19 protein-coding genes and 1 tRNA gene are annotated in these 15,559 nt (G+C 62.8%); 11 read left to right on the forward strand and 9 right to left on the reverse strand.

Annotation, left to right across the window (positions count from 1 at the left end):
- Positions 1-53: 53 nt before the first annotated feature.
- The 4 genes from QRN54_RS31515 to QRN54_RS31530 all read right to left on the reverse strand — a co-directional run bounded on the left by QRN54_RS31515 (position 54) and on the right by QRN54_RS31530 (position 1,703).
- Entirely contained in the window at positions 54-596 is a 543-nt protein-coding gene (locus QRN54_RS31515) for a DnaB-like helicase N-terminal domain-containing protein (RefSeq protein WP_285183902.1), read from the reverse strand.
- Positions 596-832, reverse strand: coding sequence for a hypothetical protein (locus QRN54_RS31520; protein WP_058227129.1), 237 nt, complete (start codon positions 830-832; stop codon positions 596-598). Before QRN54_RS31520 ends, QRN54_RS31515 begins: the two co-directional genes overlap by 1 nt.
- Positions 832-1,380, reverse strand: coding sequence for a hypothetical protein (locus QRN54_RS31525; protein ID WP_285183903.1), 549 nt, complete (start codon positions 1,378-1,380; stop codon positions 832-834). The genes QRN54_RS31520 and QRN54_RS31525 overlap by 1 nt, the downstream gene beginning before the upstream one ends.
- 101 nt (positions 1,381-1,481) lie before the next feature.
- The gene (locus QRN54_RS31530; RefSeq protein ID WP_058227131.1) at positions 1,482-1,703 is read right to left on the reverse strand and encodes a helix-turn-helix transcriptional regulator; all 222 of its coding nucleotides are present in this window, start codon (positions 1,701-1,703) and stop codon (positions 1,482-1,484) included.
- A 121-nt stretch (positions 1,704-1,824) separates the two neighbouring features.
- Here QRN54_RS31530 and QRN54_RS31535 point away from each other — a divergent pair, with 121 nt between their 5' ends.
- Together QRN54_RS31535 and QRN54_RS31540 are read left to right on the forward strand one after the other, a co-directional pair.
- Positions 1,825-2,388, forward strand: a complete 564-nt coding sequence (locus QRN54_RS31535) for a helix-turn-helix transcriptional regulator (protein ID WP_285183904.1) — start codon at positions 1,825-1,827, stop codon at positions 2,386-2,388.
- A complete protein-coding gene (locus QRN54_RS31540) occupies positions 2,381-3,652 on the forward strand; it encodes a tyrosine-type recombinase/integrase (protein ID WP_285183905.1) in 1,272 nt (423 codons plus the stop codon). Before QRN54_RS31535 ends, QRN54_RS31540 begins: the two co-directional genes overlap by 8 nt.
- Positions 3,653-3,699: 47 nt before the next feature.
- Here QRN54_RS31540 and QRN54_RS31545 read toward each other — a convergent pair.
- Positions 3,700-3,773: transfer RNA gene (locus tag QRN54_RS31545), tRNA-Pro, on the reverse strand.
- A gap of 54 nt (positions 3,774-3,827) precedes the next feature.
- Complete coding sequence (locus tag QRN54_RS31550; RefSeq protein WP_003943461.1) at positions 3,828-4,796, reverse strand: metallophosphoesterase; 969 nt, start codon at positions 4,794-4,796, stop codon at positions 3,828-3,830.
- A gap of 132 nt (positions 4,797-4,928) precedes the next feature.
- On the opposite strand from QRN54_RS31550, the gene QRN54_RS31555 reads away from it, so the two are divergent.
- Complete coding sequence (locus tag QRN54_RS31555) at positions 4,929-5,405, forward strand: GatB/YqeY domain-containing protein (protein ID WP_003943491.1); 477 nt, start codon at positions 4,929-4,931, stop codon at positions 5,403-5,405.
- A 95-nt stretch (positions 5,406-5,500) separates the two neighbouring features.
- Here the strand turns inward: QRN54_RS31555 and QRN54_RS31560 are convergent, their stop codons facing one another.
- The gene (locus QRN54_RS31560; protein WP_003943525.1) at positions 5,501-7,870 is read right to left on the reverse strand and encodes a penicillin-binding protein; all 2,370 of its coding nucleotides are present in this window, start codon (positions 7,868-7,870) and stop codon (positions 5,501-5,503) included.
- Between the two features lie 291 nt (positions 7,871-8,161).
- Here QRN54_RS31560 and QRN54_RS31565 point away from each other — a divergent pair, with 291 nt between their 5' ends.
- Positions 8,162-8,485, forward strand: a complete 324-nt coding sequence (locus tag QRN54_RS31565) for a WhiB family transcriptional regulator (protein ID WP_007732375.1) — start codon at positions 8,162-8,164, stop codon at positions 8,483-8,485.
- A gap of 18 nt (positions 8,486-8,503) precedes the next feature.
- On the opposite strand, the gene bagB is transcribed toward QRN54_RS31565, so the two are convergent.
- Both bagB and bagA read right to left on the reverse strand, forming a co-directional pair.
- Positions 8,504-9,682, reverse strand: a complete 1,179-nt coding sequence (gene bagB / locus QRN54_RS31570; protein ID WP_007732380.1) for an ATPase BagB — start codon at positions 9,680-9,682, stop codon at positions 8,504-8,506.
- Positions 9,682-10,695, reverse strand: a complete 1,014-nt coding sequence (bagA, locus tag QRN54_RS31575; protein ID WP_037130910.1) for an ATPase BagA — start codon at positions 10,693-10,695, stop codon at positions 9,682-9,684. Before bagA ends, bagB begins: the two co-directional genes overlap by 1 nt.
- Positions 10,696-10,748: 53 nt before the next feature.
- Between bagA and sp36 the strand changes: the two genes are divergently transcribed.
- The 7 genes from sp36 to QRN54_RS31610 all read left to right on the forward strand — a co-directional run bounded on the left by sp36 (position 10,749) and on the right by QRN54_RS31610 (position 15,559).
- Entirely contained in the window at positions 10,749-10,913 is a 165-nt protein-coding gene (sp36, locus tag QRN54_RS31580; protein ID WP_003943454.1) for a Sp36 family protein, read from the forward strand.
- Between the two features lie 5 nt (positions 10,914-10,918).
- Positions 10,919-11,389 carry a RidA family protein gene (locus QRN54_RS31585; RefSeq protein WP_003943508.1) on the forward strand — a complete coding sequence of 157 codons (471 nt, stop codon included), beginning with the start codon at positions 10,919-10,921 and terminating at the stop codon, positions 11,387-11,389.
- The gene (locus QRN54_RS31590) at positions 11,389-12,174 is read left to right on the forward strand and encodes an MBL fold metallo-hydrolase (RefSeq protein WP_007732381.1); all 786 of its coding nucleotides are present in this window, start codon (positions 11,389-11,391) and stop codon (positions 12,172-12,174) included. Before QRN54_RS31585 ends, QRN54_RS31590 begins: the two co-directional genes overlap by 1 nt.
- 126 nt (positions 12,175-12,300) lie before the next feature.
- Positions 12,301-13,776 (forward strand): 2-hydroxymuconic semialdehyde dehydrogenase, encoded by a 1,476-nt coding sequence (locus QRN54_RS31595; protein ID WP_042446666.1) that lies wholly within the window; start codon positions 12,301-12,303, stop codon positions 13,774-13,776.
- 42 nt (positions 13,777-13,818) lie between these two features.
- The gene (locus QRN54_RS31600; RefSeq protein WP_003943526.1) at positions 13,819-14,592 is read left to right on the forward strand and encodes a 2-keto-4-pentenoate hydratase; all 774 of its coding nucleotides are present in this window, start codon (positions 13,819-13,821) and stop codon (positions 14,590-14,592) included.
- Positions 14,589-15,041: a RidA family protein gene (locus QRN54_RS31605; protein WP_007732394.1), complete on the forward strand. Its 453-nt coding sequence runs from the start codon at positions 14,589-14,591 to the stop codon at positions 15,039-15,041. Before QRN54_RS31600 ends, QRN54_RS31605 begins: the two co-directional genes overlap by 4 nt.
- Entirely contained in the window at positions 15,038-15,559 is a 522-nt protein-coding gene (locus QRN54_RS31610; RefSeq protein ID WP_003943511.1) for a 3-hydroxyanthranilate 3,4-dioxygenase, read from the forward strand. The genes QRN54_RS31605 and QRN54_RS31610 overlap by 4 nt, the downstream gene beginning before the upstream one ends.

Here is a 15,559-nt window from a genome sequence, read left to right on the forward strand (position 1 = left end):
CCGCTTCCTCGCCGTACCTGTTGGGCATATCTGCCTCCTGAAAGATGGGATGTTCACGCGGCAGCCCCAGAGGCTTCGCGTAGGGAAGTCAGTCGCTTCGAGTGCTCGCGGCATTCGCTGCCAGCGCGCACCAGATAGCCGAGCAACTCATGCTCAGGCAGAGATGAACTCAGCTCCGTCAGAGCGGTGCCGAGCTGTTCGTACCGTCGTCGGTACGACTCGCCCACCACGGCCGCGGCGTAGGACATGACCGCCTCGCCAGCAGCAGCAGATGTCGCCGCATCCGTCAGGCACTTCGACAAACGCATACCGTGCTCGCCGGCCAACTTCCCGCCTCGCATCAGATCGTCTGCAAGTAGAGCGGCATCAACTTCCTGAGTGCTTCGAGCGCGCTCCCGGATGAGTCCGAAAACTGTTCGGTGGTAAGGGTTTTCGAGGTCATCGTCAGTGACGAACGTGACAACAGAGAGTCGGTCGGAAGGATTCGAGTACAGCAGCGAACCGATCAACATCACTTCCGAAGACGGGGTTTGCACACCGATCGGATGCACCCTCGAATGCAAGACCTTGGGCACGGCCTGGAGTGTCGTGTTCATCAGGCCACCTCCAGCGCGCCGACGCCTGCGCGGTACCGAACAATGCGCGCCATATCTGCGAGCAACTTCGAGACGGACTCGGCCTCGTCGAACGTCAGCGGCAGCACCGTCCCATCGGGCAACGTGATATCCACTAGCCCCGAATCAGTTGCGCCGATGAAGATGTCGCCGCGACTCGGACGCCCCTCCCGATGAGACCCACCGAGGTGGACGCGGCCAGTGAACATTGTCGACATCACTCGACCGCCGAATCATCAGATGTACCGCGAGCAACGTCGACAACAAGCAGCAGAAGGTGTGCCAACTCGGCAGCCTCGCTCAGAGTGAACCGGGTCTCGGAGCCCTTTACCGTGGTCGGCTTTTCGCCGCTGTTCTGCTCAGCTTTCCTGCGCATCAACACGAACGGTTCCACTTCGTTTGCCTGCTGCATCAGCTGCACCTCGGCCCGCGCAGAGAGTCGGTAACCATCCATAATTGTGCCGGGATGCAGATCCAGGCGCGTAGCCCACACTCGGGACGCAACGACGTGGTGAGCACCGTGCTGAGACACGATGTCGCAGTCGGGATCAGCCCATGTCGGCCGGCCACCAGCCAGAAGCTCCACCGGCTCCAGCAGGGAATCAATCGCGTTGAAGTAGAAGGCGCGGCGTTCGAGCTTCCACAGTGCACTGTCAGGAACCAAACCTCTGTCCGCGGCCAGCGTGGCGAAGTCCAATTCCATCTGCTCGTACTCGCTCAGCTCTTCCGGTGTGTTGTCGGTGTCGGATGCGATATGGTGAGACATCTGGATCTCCTCTTGAGTGGGGTTGGTTCGGGAGCCCTCGCCGCTCGTAGCTGGAACTACGGGATTCACGGCGGGGGCTTTCTTGTTTTTGCGGGCACAGATCATGCGGCACTCCCGCCACGTCGCGTGGATGCTTCCTGCTCCGCGAACCACGCATCTACTTCGCTGCGGCGGTACAGGACTCGCTTGCCGACCTTGAACGACGCCGGCCCGCTGTCGTTTGCGCGCCAGTATCGGAGAGTTTCAGTCGGGATATGGGCTTCCTCTGACAACTCGCGGACGGTCATGAACTCGGACTGAACGGCTCCCGGGGTGGATGCCATCTCGCCATCTCCATTCTCGTTGTTGAAATCTAACAACGAGAACGTTACCCACAGCCATGTCGTTCTGTCAATCAAAATCCGTTGCTAGCTCACACAACAAAACCGTTGTAATGTGAGCTGCATGAGTGACGAAAATCAGGACCGGATCATCGGCGGGAACATCCAAGCCCTGCGAAAGCGACTCGACCTATCGCAAGCCGAGCTCGCAGAGAAACTGACACGCAGCAGCGGCACCAACTACCACCAGCAGACGATCCTCCGAATCGAAAAAGGCGAACGCCCACTCAAAGTCAGCGAAGCAATCGCCTTCGCCAAAGTCTTCGAAGTACCAGTCCCCACCATCTGGAACGGCTTCACCGGAGACAGCGACTCAGCCGCCATCATCGAACAACTCACAAACCGAGCCGCCACCAAATCCCGCGAAATGCGCACCAACGCCGAAGACCTCCAACGAGCACTCATAGAACTCGCAGAAGCCATCCACATCCACGGCAACAACATCCCCACCGAAACACTCGAAGCCGCCAAAGACTGGGTAGCAACAGACTGGGGCAACACCATCACCGCCGACATGCGGAACATCCTCCGCGCCGAACACGGCGAACTCCCCAACCTCGAAGACGACGACTTCCTCGCACTCTTCGCCGGCCAATTCGCCGCACACCCCGAGGTCGACAATGACTGACACCGGCCGCCAACGCCGAAACCAACGCGCCGGAGTCGAAGACCGCTGGACCAAAACAGTCCGCGACGCCGACGGCAACCCCACCCGCGTCCCCTCCAGCCGCCACGGCACAGGCAAACGCTGGCTCGCCCGCTACGTCGACAACACCGGCCGCGAGCAAACCAAGAGCTTCGACCGCAAAGCAGACGGACAGAACTGGCTCAACGAAATCACCTCAGCCCTCGTCACCGGCACGTACATCCAGCCAGGTGCAGGGAAGATCACCGTCGCCGACGCACACAAACATTGGACCGGCGCCCAAGGCCACATCAAACGCACCACAGCCGCCACCCGCGCAGTCACTTGGGCCACCCACGTCGAACCAAAATGGGCCAACACCCTCATCTCTGACGTGCAAACCTCAGCAGTCCGCACCTGGGTAGCCGACATGGCAGAAGACGGGGCAGGGGCAGCCACCATCGAGAACGCCCTCGGGGTCCTACGCATGACACTCGAAATGGCAGTCGAGGACCGCAAGATCGTCCGCAACCCCTGCACTGGAGTCAAAGCGCCACGACGAGAGCACAAGGCCCGCGGCTACCTCGGTCACGAGCAGGTGGAAGCCCTCGCCCTACAGATCGCTACCAGGGCCACAACCGCCGATGCCACCGTCGCACGCTTCCTCTCCTACACCGGCCTCCGCTGGGGTGAGATGGCTGCACTCAAGGTCGAGTCCTTCGACATGCTGCGGCGCCGTGTCCTCGTCCGCCAGGCCGTAGCCGAGGTGAAGGGAGAGATCGTGTGGTCGACAGCCAAGAACCACGAACGCCGCTCCGTGCCCTTCCCTAAGTTCCTCGCCGAAGAGGTAGCCGTACTCATGCAGGGCAAGGGACGCGAAGAGCTGGTGTTCACAAGCCCAGAGCGGGGTGTGCTCAGGGTGTCCACCTGGCGGCCTCGGGTGTTCGCCCCCTCGGTCACAGCCGTACAGGCGCGCATGGCAGCGAGGAGGGTGTCAGAGAAGCTGTTGGGGGAGGTAGTCACCCCTGAGTTCCCGACAGTCACACCGCACGACCTGCGCCACACTGCTGCATCCCTGGCGATCTCGGCCGGCGCCAACGTGAAGGCAGTGCAGACGATGCTCGGACACAAGAGTGCAGCGATGACTTTGGATCAGTATGCGGATCTGTTTCCCGATGATCTGGAAGCTGTTGCGAACGCTCTTGACGTGGCTGCGATGGCAGCTCGTGAATCTACTGCGGACTCACTGCGGACTGGAAACAAGTGAGGCCCCATCCGAGGTGATCGGATAGGGCCTGACCTGCATCAACACTGTCGGGGTGGCGGGATTTGAACCCACGACCTCTTCGTCCCGAACGAAGCGCGCTACCAAGCTGCGCCACACCCCGTGTCGAACCTCGGTTAGCTTACATTACCGAGTCGACTGACATTAAATCCGCAGGTCAGTTGCGTAGAACCGACGCTGGAGACTCTGCGGAACTGTGTGCGGAGACATGCTCCGGTTCGCGCCTGGTCGCCGGAACCAAAGTCAGCAGAGTTGCCTCGGGGCGGCAGCAGAAGCGTGCCGGAGCCCACGGCGAAGTGCCTATGCCCGCTGAGACGTGCAGCTGGGTGTGCGCGCCCCACTTCGATGGTCCCTTGACCCGGGATCGGTCGATCTGGCAGTTGGTGACCAGCGCGCCGTAGAACGGAAGGCACAGCTGACCACCGTGCGTGTGGCCGGCGAGCACCAGGTCGTAGCCGTCGTCGGCGAACCGGTCGAGAACTCGAGGTTCGGGTGAGTGCGTCAGGCCGAGCTTGAGCTGGGCGACGGGATTGGGTGTTCCGGCGACGGTGTCGTAGCGATCGCGCTTCAGGTGCGGATCATCGACGCCGGCGGCAGCAATGCGAATACCGGCCACTTCGAGTTCGCGGCGCACGTGGGTCATGTCCAGCCATCCACGTTCGGTGAACGCGGCCCGCAGATCGCCCCAGGGGAGGGGATCCCCGGTGATGCGCTTGTCCTTGTTGAAGATGTAGCTCAGTGGATTCTTCGGTTTCGGAGCGAAGTAGTCGTTGCTGCCGAAGACGAACAGACCTGGCCGAGCCAACAGATCGCCGAGCGCCTGGACCACTGCCGGGACGCTGCGCTGATGCGACAAGTTGTCGCCGGTGTTGACCACGAGGTCGGGGTCGAGGCCTTCGAGTTCACGCAACCAATTCTGTTTCAACCGTTGGTTCGGCATCATGTGCAGGTCGCTGAGATGGAGGACCCGCAGCGACGACGAACCGGGCGCCAGGACTGGCATCGTCACCTCACGCAGTGCAAATGCATTGCGTTCGATGCCGGATGCGTACCCGATCCCTAGTGCAGCGGCGCCCGCGGCACCAAGTGCGGTGCGGGTCAGATTGGTGCGGAACTGGGAAGACACCTCTCAAGGATACGGGTGTGGCGTTCTTCTGCGTCGCTCTCGCCGCCTTTTACAGCTATTCCACAGAGAATTGTGTCCGGGCGGAGGTAACTATCGGCACGCTCGAAACGCCGAGCGCGTAGCGTTTCCACCATGTCCGACACGACACCATCGCTCAAAGCCACCCTCCGAACCGACATGGTTGCATCCATGAAGGCGAAGGATCCGCTACGTACAGCCACCCTTCGGATGCTCATGGCAGCCATCCAGACCGAAGAGGTTGCCGGTAAGGAAGCACGGGTCCTCACCGACGAAGAAATCATCAAAGTCCTTGCAAAGGAATCGAAGAAGCGCGGCGAATCGGCCGAGATCTACACCGAGAACGGCCGCGGTGAACTTGCCGCGAAAGAGCGCGCCGAAGCTCAGATCATCGACGAGTACCTGCCGACGCCGTTGACCGACGCCGAACTCGTCGACGTCGTCGACACCGCCCTCGCTCAGGTGTCCGAGGAGCTCGGTGAGCGTCCGGGTATGCGTCAGATGGGCCAGGTCATCAAGGCCGCCAGCGCGCTGGCCAAGGGCAAGGCCGATGGCGCACGTATCTCTGCAGCAGTGAAGTCCCGCCTGTAGAAGCGCGCCACCGGAAACCGAAAACGGCCGCGAACTCCGAGTCACTCGGAGATCGCGGCCGTTCTTGTTTTCAGAGCCGTCAGTTTTCAGGGCCGTCAGTTCGGTGGGGTCCCCGCAGGCGGTGCGGGTTCGCCTCCCGGCGGAGTCGCATCCGGGGGAGTCGCGCCCGGTGCCGGAGCTGCTGGAGCTGCCGGGGATGCGGGTGCTGCCGGAGCCCTTACGGACCCGTCACTGATGTAGATCGTGACGGTCGAACCCGGGATCGCGGACCCGGACGGCGAAACTCCGGTGACCGTTCCCGCGCGTGCTCCGGACGCCGTGGTCACGGAATTGACCGTGAAGCCGGACGCCTGCAACCTCGACGTCGCCGCCGACTGGCTCAGGCCGACAACCTCGGGAACCTGGCCGTTCTGTGATCCCCGTGCGTACTTCTCGTCGATCGGAGGCAGCGAGGTGGGCCCGAAGTTGTTGGCGACCGGGTTCATTGCCGCGAACCAGGATCTCGCCGGTTCGGTACCGCCGTACAGGTTGCCGCTGTAGCAGGGGCGTAGCGGGCTCGAGCAGATCTCGCCGGGTGTCGGGGAGTCGCCGAAGATGTAGACGGCCGCAGCGAGGTTGTTGGTGAAGCCGAGGAACGCCGAGGACTTGTGGGTCTCGGTGGTACCCGTCTTGCCCGACATCGGCAGGCTCCATCCGGCGCTGCTCGCGGCACCGGCAGACGTACCGGCGCCGACGTCGTCACGGCTCATGGCGTTGGCGAGTGTGTCTGCCAAGCCGGGCTCGACGACCTGCTCACAGCCCTGCTCGGTGACGGCCACCGGCTTGCCGTAGCGGTCGAAGACCGAATCGATGGGACTCGGCGGGCACCACTTGCCGTGCGAGGCGAGAGTGGCCGCGACGTTGGAGAGTTCGAGCGGGTTGATCCAGGTGGGGCCGAGGGTGAACGAACCGAGGTTCTGTTCCTTCTGGAAGTCGGCCATGCTGCGCTCGTCGAAGCCCGAGGTGTTGGGATCGGCGTACGAGCGCATGCCGAGACGGACAGCCATGTCGACGGTCGGCGTGACGCCGGTCGCCTCGATGAGCTTGACGAAAGCGGTGTTTGGGGACTGTGCCAGGGCGTCGGTCACGGACAGCGTCGGCGGATAGTTGCCGGCGTTCTCCACGCAGTACGTCGAGACCGGGCAGCCTGCCGCACCACCGCTACCCATGCCCTTGGCTTCGAAGCGCTTGGGCACGTCGAGGGTCGCGTTGATGCCGAGGCCCTTCTCCATCGCCGCAGCGGTCGTGAAGATCTTGAAGACGGAACCCGCACCGTCACCGGCAAGGGAGTACGGCTGCGCCTGGACGGTTTCGTCGGCGTCGGCATTGAGTCCGTACGTGCGACTGCTGGCCATCGCGATGACCTTGTGTGAATCCTGGCCCGGCCTGATCACGTTCATCACGTTCGCGATGCCGTCGAGGTTGGCGCTCGCGTTCGCGTTCAGTCCGGCCTTGGTGGACGCCTGGACCTGCGGATCGAGAGTGGTCTTGATGAGGTAACCACCCTCGTTGATCTGGTCGCGGGTGATTCCGGCATCCGAGAGGTACTTCAGTGCGTAATCACAGAAGAATCCGCGATCGCCTGCAGCGATGCAGCCGCGCGGCAAGTTGTTGGGGGTTTCGAGGACGCCGAGGGGCTCTTCCTTGGCTGCACGGAACTCGTCGGCACGATCCGGAATGTTCGTGATCATGGTGTCGAGCACGGTGTTACGACGCTCGGTCACGCCCTCGACGTTCGTGTACGGGTTCAGCGCGGAGCTGGACTGAACCATGCCGGCCAGCATCGCGGACTGCGGAACGGTCAGATCTGCGGCGTCGACGCCGAAGTAGGTCTGAGCCGCGTCCTGAATGCCGAAGGATCCGTTGCCGAACGGTACGAGGTTGAGGTACCGGGTGAGGATCTCGTCTTTCGTGAGTTCCTTGTCCAGCGTCAGCGCCATCCGGATCTCGCGGATCTTTCGGGCCGGGGTGGTCTCGATGGCAGCGCGGCGCTCGGCATCCGTCTTGGCCACGACCAACAGTTGGTAGTTCTTCACATACTGCTGATCGAGTGTCGACGCGCCCTGCTGCACTTCACCGGTCGTCGTGTTGGTGAGGAAGGCGCGCAGCGTTCCCTGCCAGTCGACGCCCTTGTGGTCGGGGAACCGGCGGTCCTCGATGGAGACGATCGCCAACTTCATGTTGTTGGAGATCTTCTCGCTCGGGACTTCGAAGCGTCGTTGGTCGTACAGCCAGGCAATGGGATTGCCTGCCGCATCGACCATGGTGGACACCGCGGGGACCGTGCCTTCGACCAGTTCGGCCGAGACGTTGTCGACGGTATCGGCAGCGCGATTGGACGCGAATCCGAATCCGCCGGCCACCGGGAACATCACCCCTGCGACCAGGACACCCGCCAATGCGGAGCTTCCGGCGAGCTTCGCCACTGTTTTTGCAATCGACACGATCTACAGAGTACGTGTGCCCACCCATTGGAACCGGTTTCAGTGTTTTGCGGGTGTTCAAAACCTCCTGAACACGCGCTTTGTACTGCCGTACCAAAAAATGCTCCCGACCGTCTTGCGTTAGGGGCGTTCTTTACCTAAATTGTGATCAGTGTGATCGACGTAACACTCGATCACGAATGTGTCTCAGCTTTCACGTGCTACCGCGAGACGGCTGAGATGGTGCGCTGCTCGCCTCATGGCGACGGTCAGACTTTGTAGAGGGGACCCAGAATGTACACAGCCACCCCGAGTAGCCGTTTGGACATCGAGCAGGCCGAGGCACGAATTGCCTGGGTAACTCAGGCGCGATGCCGCGAGGTCGATCCCGACCAACTTTTTGTTCGTGGCGCCGCACAGCGCAAGGCAGCCACCATCTGCCGTCACTGCCCGGTCCTCATGCAGTGCGGAGCAGATGCTCTCGACAACCGTGTCGAGTTCGGTGTGTGGGGCGGAATGACCGAACGTCAGCGCCGTGCACTGCTCAAGCAGCACCCCGACGTCGACTCCTGGTCCGAGTTCTTCGAAGACCAGCGCCAGCATCACTCAGCAGTCTGATCCAGGTCGATCGGGGGATCAGCCCTTACGAGTGAGCTGATCTCCCACCGCGCGCAGCGCCTCGAGGTCCGAGACCTCGAACGGTAGCGACGGAACACCGATCAGCGGCACCCTCGGGTGAGCTGCGGTGAATCGACTCAGCAAGGCGATTTCTCGCTTCGCGATCACTGCCCGATGGGCATGGATGCGGAGAACGGCTGCGGTGAGGGCCTCGGCCTCGGTCGCATTTTCCTTCGCTTCCAGTTTGTCGGCGGCGGTTACCGCATGATCGGCAGGCAGAGCCGTCAACGTCGGGTGAGTGCGGTTGAGAACCAGACCGGCCAACGGCATCGAGTCACCCGCAAGGCGATCGACGAAGAACGCCGCCTCACGGAGAGCGTCGGGCTCGGCCGCTGCGATCACCAGGAAATGAGTCCCCGGCTGACGCAGCAACTCGTAGGTCTTCGTGGCGCGTTCACGGAAACCGCCGAACATCGAGTCGAGCGACTGCACGAATGCCGATGCATCCGAAAGCATTTGGCTTCCCACGATGGTCGAGACACCCTTCAGAGCCAATCCCATCGCGCCGGCCACGAGCCTGGTCAGGCCACGGCCGGGTGCCGAGAGCAGCCGGATCATCCGTCCGTCGAGGAATGTTCCGAGCCTCTGTGGAGCGTCGAGGAAGTCGAGCGCATTGCGCGACGGCGGGGTATCGACGATCACCAGATCCCACGCGTCGTTCGACGCCAGCTGCCCCAACTTCTCCATCGCCATGTACTCCTGCGTTCCGGAGAACGATGTGGCAACGGTTTGGTAAAAGGGATTCGCCAGGATCTGCTCGGCCTTCTCAGGGCTCGAATGCTCGATGACCATCTCGTCGAAAGTCCGACGCATGTTCAGCATCATCGCGTGGAGTTCGCCCGTGGCCTCGGGACCCAGCTTCACCGGCTGCGGAGTGTTGTCGAGTTCGGCCACACCCAAGGCCTGTGCGAGGCGACGGGCCGGATCGATGGTGAGGACGACTACGCGTCGGCCCTCTTCGGCTGCCCGCAACGCCAGCGACGCAGCCGTCGTGGTCTTGCCGACGCCACCTGCGCCGCAACACACCACGATCCGGGCCGTCGGGTCCTTGATGATCGCCGAAATATCGAGGGCAGGAGCTGCGCGTCGGCCGGTCCTGGAACTGCCGACCGTCACGTTCTCGGTGGTCTCGGTCATCACACGCCCTGTTCCGTGAGGTATTCGGCCAGCTCGTAGAGCCCACCGAGATCGACGCCGTCGGCGAGTGCGGGAAGTTGCACCCGCGCGCCGTCGATCTCGCGGAGCTTCTCCGCACTGGATTCTTGAGCTTCGAGCACCGACGCGTGCTCGATCGTCTCGGTGAGCAGGCCGGCGAAGTCGTCGTCGGACAGATCGATGCCGACATCGGAGAGCGTCGACCGGATCGAAGCTGCATCGATGTTGCCGGCTGCAGCACCGGAGAGTTGGTCTTCGGGCAAGAACCTCGGGCTGGCGCGGTTGACGATGATGGCACCGAGGTTGAGGTCGTCACGCGCCAGTTCTGCGGCGGCGTCGGCGGTTTCCTGAACGGGCAGCGCTTCGAGAAGCGCAACAAGATGTACGACGGTCTCCGGCGAGTGCAGCAGCCGAACGACGCCTTCACTCTGCGAATGCACCGGGCCGCCCTTGGCGAGGTCGGCCATCGCCTTGGTGACGTCGAGGAAGCTGCCGATCCGCCCGGTCGGGGGAGCATCGACGACAACGGCGTCGTACACGCGTTTGCCGGTTCGATCGGTGCGGATGACGCACTCCTTGATCTTGCCGGTGAGCAGAACGTCGCGAAGGCCTGGAGCGATTGTGGTGGCGAATTCGATGGCGCCGAACTTACGCATCGCCCGGCCGGCGAAGCCGAGGTTGTAGAACATTTCGAGGTATTCGAGGAACGCGGTCTCGATGTCGACGGCCAGAGCCATCACTTCACCGCCACCTTCGGCGGCCGCGACCTTGGTCTCCTGCGGTGGAAGCGGTGGTACGTCGAAGAGCTGCGCGATTCCCTGGCGGCCCTCGACCTCCACGAGGAGAACGCGCTTGCCGCCTTCGGCCAACGCGAGCGCCAACGCGGCGGCAACCGTGGACTTACCGGTTCCGCCTTTACCTGACACAAAGTGCAGGCGGGCCTTCGTCGCAGACTCGGGCCAGGTCCTGCTCAGCTCATCTTGGGATGCAACCACACCGCGAGCCTATAAGTCTGGGGCCGAAGATGTACGCGGGATAGGCTCACCGCATGAGCGAAATAACTTCCTGGGAATACACCGTGACTCCGTTGCTGGTCCACAATCCGAAGGCAATTCTCGACAACTGGGGTGTCGACGGCTGGGAACTCGTCGCCGTCCTGCCGAGCGCGTCGGGCGAGCAGCACGTCGCGTACATGAAGCGTCCGAAGGGCTGAATCACATGGCAGAGGCAACACAGACCTGGTCGGAGCGTCTCGCCGAACTGGGCATTGCACTTCCCGCCGTCGCGGCACCCGTCGCTGCTTACGTTCCCGCGGTTCGCAGCGGCAACCACGTGTACACGTCGGGTCAGCTCCCGTTCGTCGACGGAAAACTGGCGCTGACCGGCAAGCTCGGCGCGGGCGTGTCGGATGAGGACGCCAAGGCCGCGGCTCGCACCTGCGCGCTCAACGCTCTTGCTGCCATCGACGCCCTGGTCGGCATCGACAACGTCGTTCGCGTCGTCAAGGTTGTCGGCTTCGTGGCATCCGCCGAAGGATTCACCGGCCAGCCCGGCGTGATCAACGGCGCATCCGAGTTCCTCGGCGAGGTGCTCGGCGACGCCGGTATCCACGCCCGTTCGGCAGTCGGCGTGGCAGAACTTCCCCTCGGCTCACCCGTCGAGGTGGAACTGATCGTCGAAGTTCGCTGATGTCGACGGTCCATCCCGCCTACGCGCAGCTACGCCGCGTCACCGACATCGCTTCGGTCTTGCTCGAGAACAACCCGGGCATGATGACGCTGGACGGTACGAACACTTGGATTCTGCATGCTCCGGGCAGCGTCGAGTGTGTTGTCGTCGATCCAGGCGACAACGACGAGGAACACCTGCAACGTGTCGCTGGTATCGGTCCGGTAGCGCTGACCTTGATCACGCACCGGCACTACGACCACACCGGCGGGGTGGACCGTTTCCACGAATTGACTTCGGCTCCAGTGCGTTCCGTCGACCCTACTTTTCTTCGCGGGGGCGCTTCGGCGCTTGTCGACGGTGAAGTGATCGAGGTAGCGGGCCTGAAGTTGCGGATCCTCGCGACGCCGGGTCATACCGCGGATTCGGTGTCGATAGTCATCGAGAACGATGCGAGCGTGCTGACGGGCGACACCATTCTCGGCCGCGGCACGGCAGTTCTCGACGACTCCGACGGCGATCTGGGGGACTACCTCACCTCGCTGCGATCGCTGGCCGCACTCGGCGAAGGACTGACGGTTCTTCCCGGGCACGGTCCGGACCTGCCCGATCTGCAGGCGATTTCGCAGCAGTACCTCGCCCACCGCGAGGAGCGTCTGGATCAGGTGCGGGCCGCTCTGTCGACGTTGGGGGAGTCGGCCTCGGTGCGCGACGTAGTCGAACACGTCTACTCAGACGTGGACCCGAAGTTGTGGCCGGTCGCGGAGAAATCCGTCAACGTGCAGTTGGCGTATCTGCGACGCTGAGGCGCTCGGCGCCGACATGCAGAGCTGAGTTGTGTGGCCGAACTGCCGCCATCTATGCCGATCGAGGTATAGCTGGCGGCAGTTTTTGCATTTGTTTGATATGGGTCACGGGCCAATAGTTAGTCCATGACCTCACAATGCGACGGATGGATCCGCAATTACGTGGACGGCTCCTATGTCGAACCCGACGAGTCGTCGAGCTTCGATCAGGTCGACCCAGCAACGGGCCGTGTTCTCGCCCGGGTCCACGAGGCCGACAAGGCCCTGGTCGATCGGGCCGTGACCTCTGCCAGACGTGCTCTGGACAACGGTTGGGCCGATACGCCGGTTCGAGAGCGGACGGCTCTGCTGCGACGCGCCGCCGACCGGATCGAGGAGCGATTCGAAGAGTTCGTCGCCGCAGAGATGGCGGACACCGGCAAGCCGATCACGCAGGCACGCGAACTCGACGTCGCGCGCGCCCTGACGAACTTCCGCACCTTCGCCGACATCGTCGCCGCGGCGGGACAGGAATCGTTTGTCACGGATCTCGCGGGCGGCAAGCAGGCGCTGAACTACGCGATCCGCAAGCCGCTCGGCGTCGTCGCCGTGATCGTTCCGTGGAACCTGCCGCTGCTTCTCCTGACCTGGAAGGTTGCGCCCGCGCTCGCGTGCGGAAACTCCGTGGTGGTCAAACCTTCCGAGGAGACCCCGGCGACTGCGTCGTTGCTGGCCGAGGTGCTCGAAGAGGTCGGCCTGCCTGCCGGCGTCTACAACGTCGTCCATGGATTCGGTGCGAACTCGGCCGGCGAGTTCCTCACCACGCACCCCGGTATCGACGGGGTCACCTTCACCGGATCTTCGGCAACGGGTTCGCATGTCATGAAAACCGTTGCGCCGCGAGTCCGTCCGGTCTCGTTCGAGCTCGGCGGCAAGAACGCCGCGATCGTCTTCGACGACGTCGACATCGACGAAGCCCTGACGGGCCTGACCAAATCGGTGTTCACCAATACCGGCCAGGTCTGCCTGTGCACCGAGCGGGTGTACGTGCACCGCAGCATTTTCGACGACATCGCCGGTGGACTCGTCGAGCGGGCAGCAGGACTGCGTCTGGGCGACCCGACGCTCGATGCAACGACGACCGGACCGCTCATTTCGCAGGCACACCGGAAGAAGGTACTCGACTACTTCGAGATCGCCGAGCAGGAAGGCGCGAAAGTGCTGACCGGCGGCGGTATTCCGGACCTCGGACAGGAACTGTCGGGCGGATCCTGGATCGAACCCACCCTGTGGACAGGCTTGACCAACAAGGATCGCGCCGTGCGCGAGGAGATCTTCGGACCCGTCGCAGCACTCATTCCGTTCGAGACCGAAGCCGAAGCGATCGCCCTCGCAAACGACACCGAGTACGGCCTTGCTGCCTCCGTGTGGACCAACGACCTGCGCCGCGGGCACCGCGTCGCGCAGAAGATGAACGTCGGAATCTCCTGGGTCAACACGTGGTTCACCCGCGAACTGCGATCTCCCTTCGGCGGCATGGGCCTGTCCGGCATCGGACGTGAGGGCGGCGAGTCCTCGCTGCACTTCTACACCGAACCGACGAATGTATGTGTGCAACTGTGAACATCGAAACCGCAAAAGATTTCCAGAAATGAGCGAGGCGTGATGACAGCCCCCGAAGACACCGTATCCGCGCTCGCGCGTCGCCTCGACGACGCTGCGCAGACGCGCACCGACACGCCGAGCCTCGCCGACGAACACACCATCGACATCGACCAGGCCTACCGGATCCAGAACGAACTCCTCGAACGGCGCACCAGCCGTGGTGAATCGATTGTGGGCATCAAGCTCGGCTTCACGAGCAAAGCGAAGATGGCGCAGATGGGTGTCTCCGAAGTGATCGTCGGTCAGTTGACCGACGCGATGTGCGTGAGCAACGGCGGCGAAGTCGACCTGAGGACGTTCATTCATCCCAAGATCGAACCCGAAGTGGCATACCGCTTGTCGAAGGACGTCGATCTCGACGATCCGAACGTCGACATCGAAACCTGCGTCGACGCACTGGCTCCCGCAATGGAGATCATCGACTCGCGGTACCGCGACTTCCGCTTCACCTACACCGACGTCGTCGCTGACAACACCAGCGCTGCCGGGTACGTGATCGGGAGGTGGCTGCCGCTACAGAACGTCGAAGACCGTTCCGTACGTATGGAAGTCGGCGGCGAGACGGTAGTCGGTTCCACGTCGGCCATTCTCGGCGATCCGGTGCGAGCTCTGCATGCACTGCTCGACATCGCTCGTCGACGCCGAATCCCGTTGCGCGCCGGGCAGGTAATTCTGGCCGGTGCCGCCACAGCAGCTGTGCGACTCGACGAGGGCGTCGCACAGTGCACGATCGACGGACTCGGAACCGTCACGGTGAAAGGTGTGAAGCGATGAGTGGGGCGCAGGTCATCGAGAAGCTGGCGAAGCCGCGCGGAAAGTTCCCCCACGTCAAGGTGGTCGGCGATTTCGTCTATGTCTCCGGGACCAGTTCGCGTCGACCCGACAACACGTTTGTCGGCGTCGAGGTCGACGAGATGGGGACCACGGCGCTCGACATTCGGGCGCAGACGCGTGCCGTCATCGAGAACATCACGGCGATTCTCGCCGAAGTGGGCGGAGAACTGAGTGATCTGGTTCAGGTCACCTCCTACCTGGTGTCGATGAACGACTTCGGCGGATACAACGAGGTGTACGCCGAACTGTTCGACGAAAACGGTCCGACGAGAACGACTGTGGCTGTTCACCAGCTGCCCCACCCTCACCTGCTCATCGAAATTTCCGGCGTGGCGTACGTGCCCGCCTCCCGACGCTCGGCGTCCGAAGATACGGAGAATGCATCATGACCACGATTCCTCCCGTCATCGACTTCAAGAAGTGGATCGACGACAACCGCCACCTCCTGCAGCCGCCAGTCAACAATCAGACGATGGCGCTCGGAGACGATTTCATCGTGCAGGTCGTCGGCGGCCCCAACCAGCGGACCGACTACCACCTCGATCCGTACGAGGAGTGGTTCTACCAGCTCGAAGGCGACATCCACGTCAATGTCATGACCGAAGACGGTCCTCAGCGCGTCGACATTCGCGAGGGTGAAACTTGGTTGCTGCCAGGAGACATTCCGCATTCGCCGCAGCGTCCCACCGCGGGCTCGATCGGCCTGGTCATCGAACGCGTCCGCAAGGAAGGCACGCTCGAGAAGTTCCAGTGGTACTGCCTCGAATGCGATCACAAGATTCACGAGGTCGAACTTCAGGTGCGCGACATCGTGGCCGACCTTCCGCCGGTGTTCGTCAAGTTCTACGAGAGCGAAGAAGCCCGCACGTGTGACAAGTGCGGCACGCTCCATCCCGGCAAGGGCTGA

The organism is Rhodococcus sp. MEB032 (assembly GCF_030208925.1).
In the GTDB taxonomy this organism is placed as follows: domain Bacteria; phylum Actinomycetota; class Actinomycetes; order Mycobacteriales; family Mycobacteriaceae; genus Rhodococcus_F; species Rhodococcus_F qingshengii.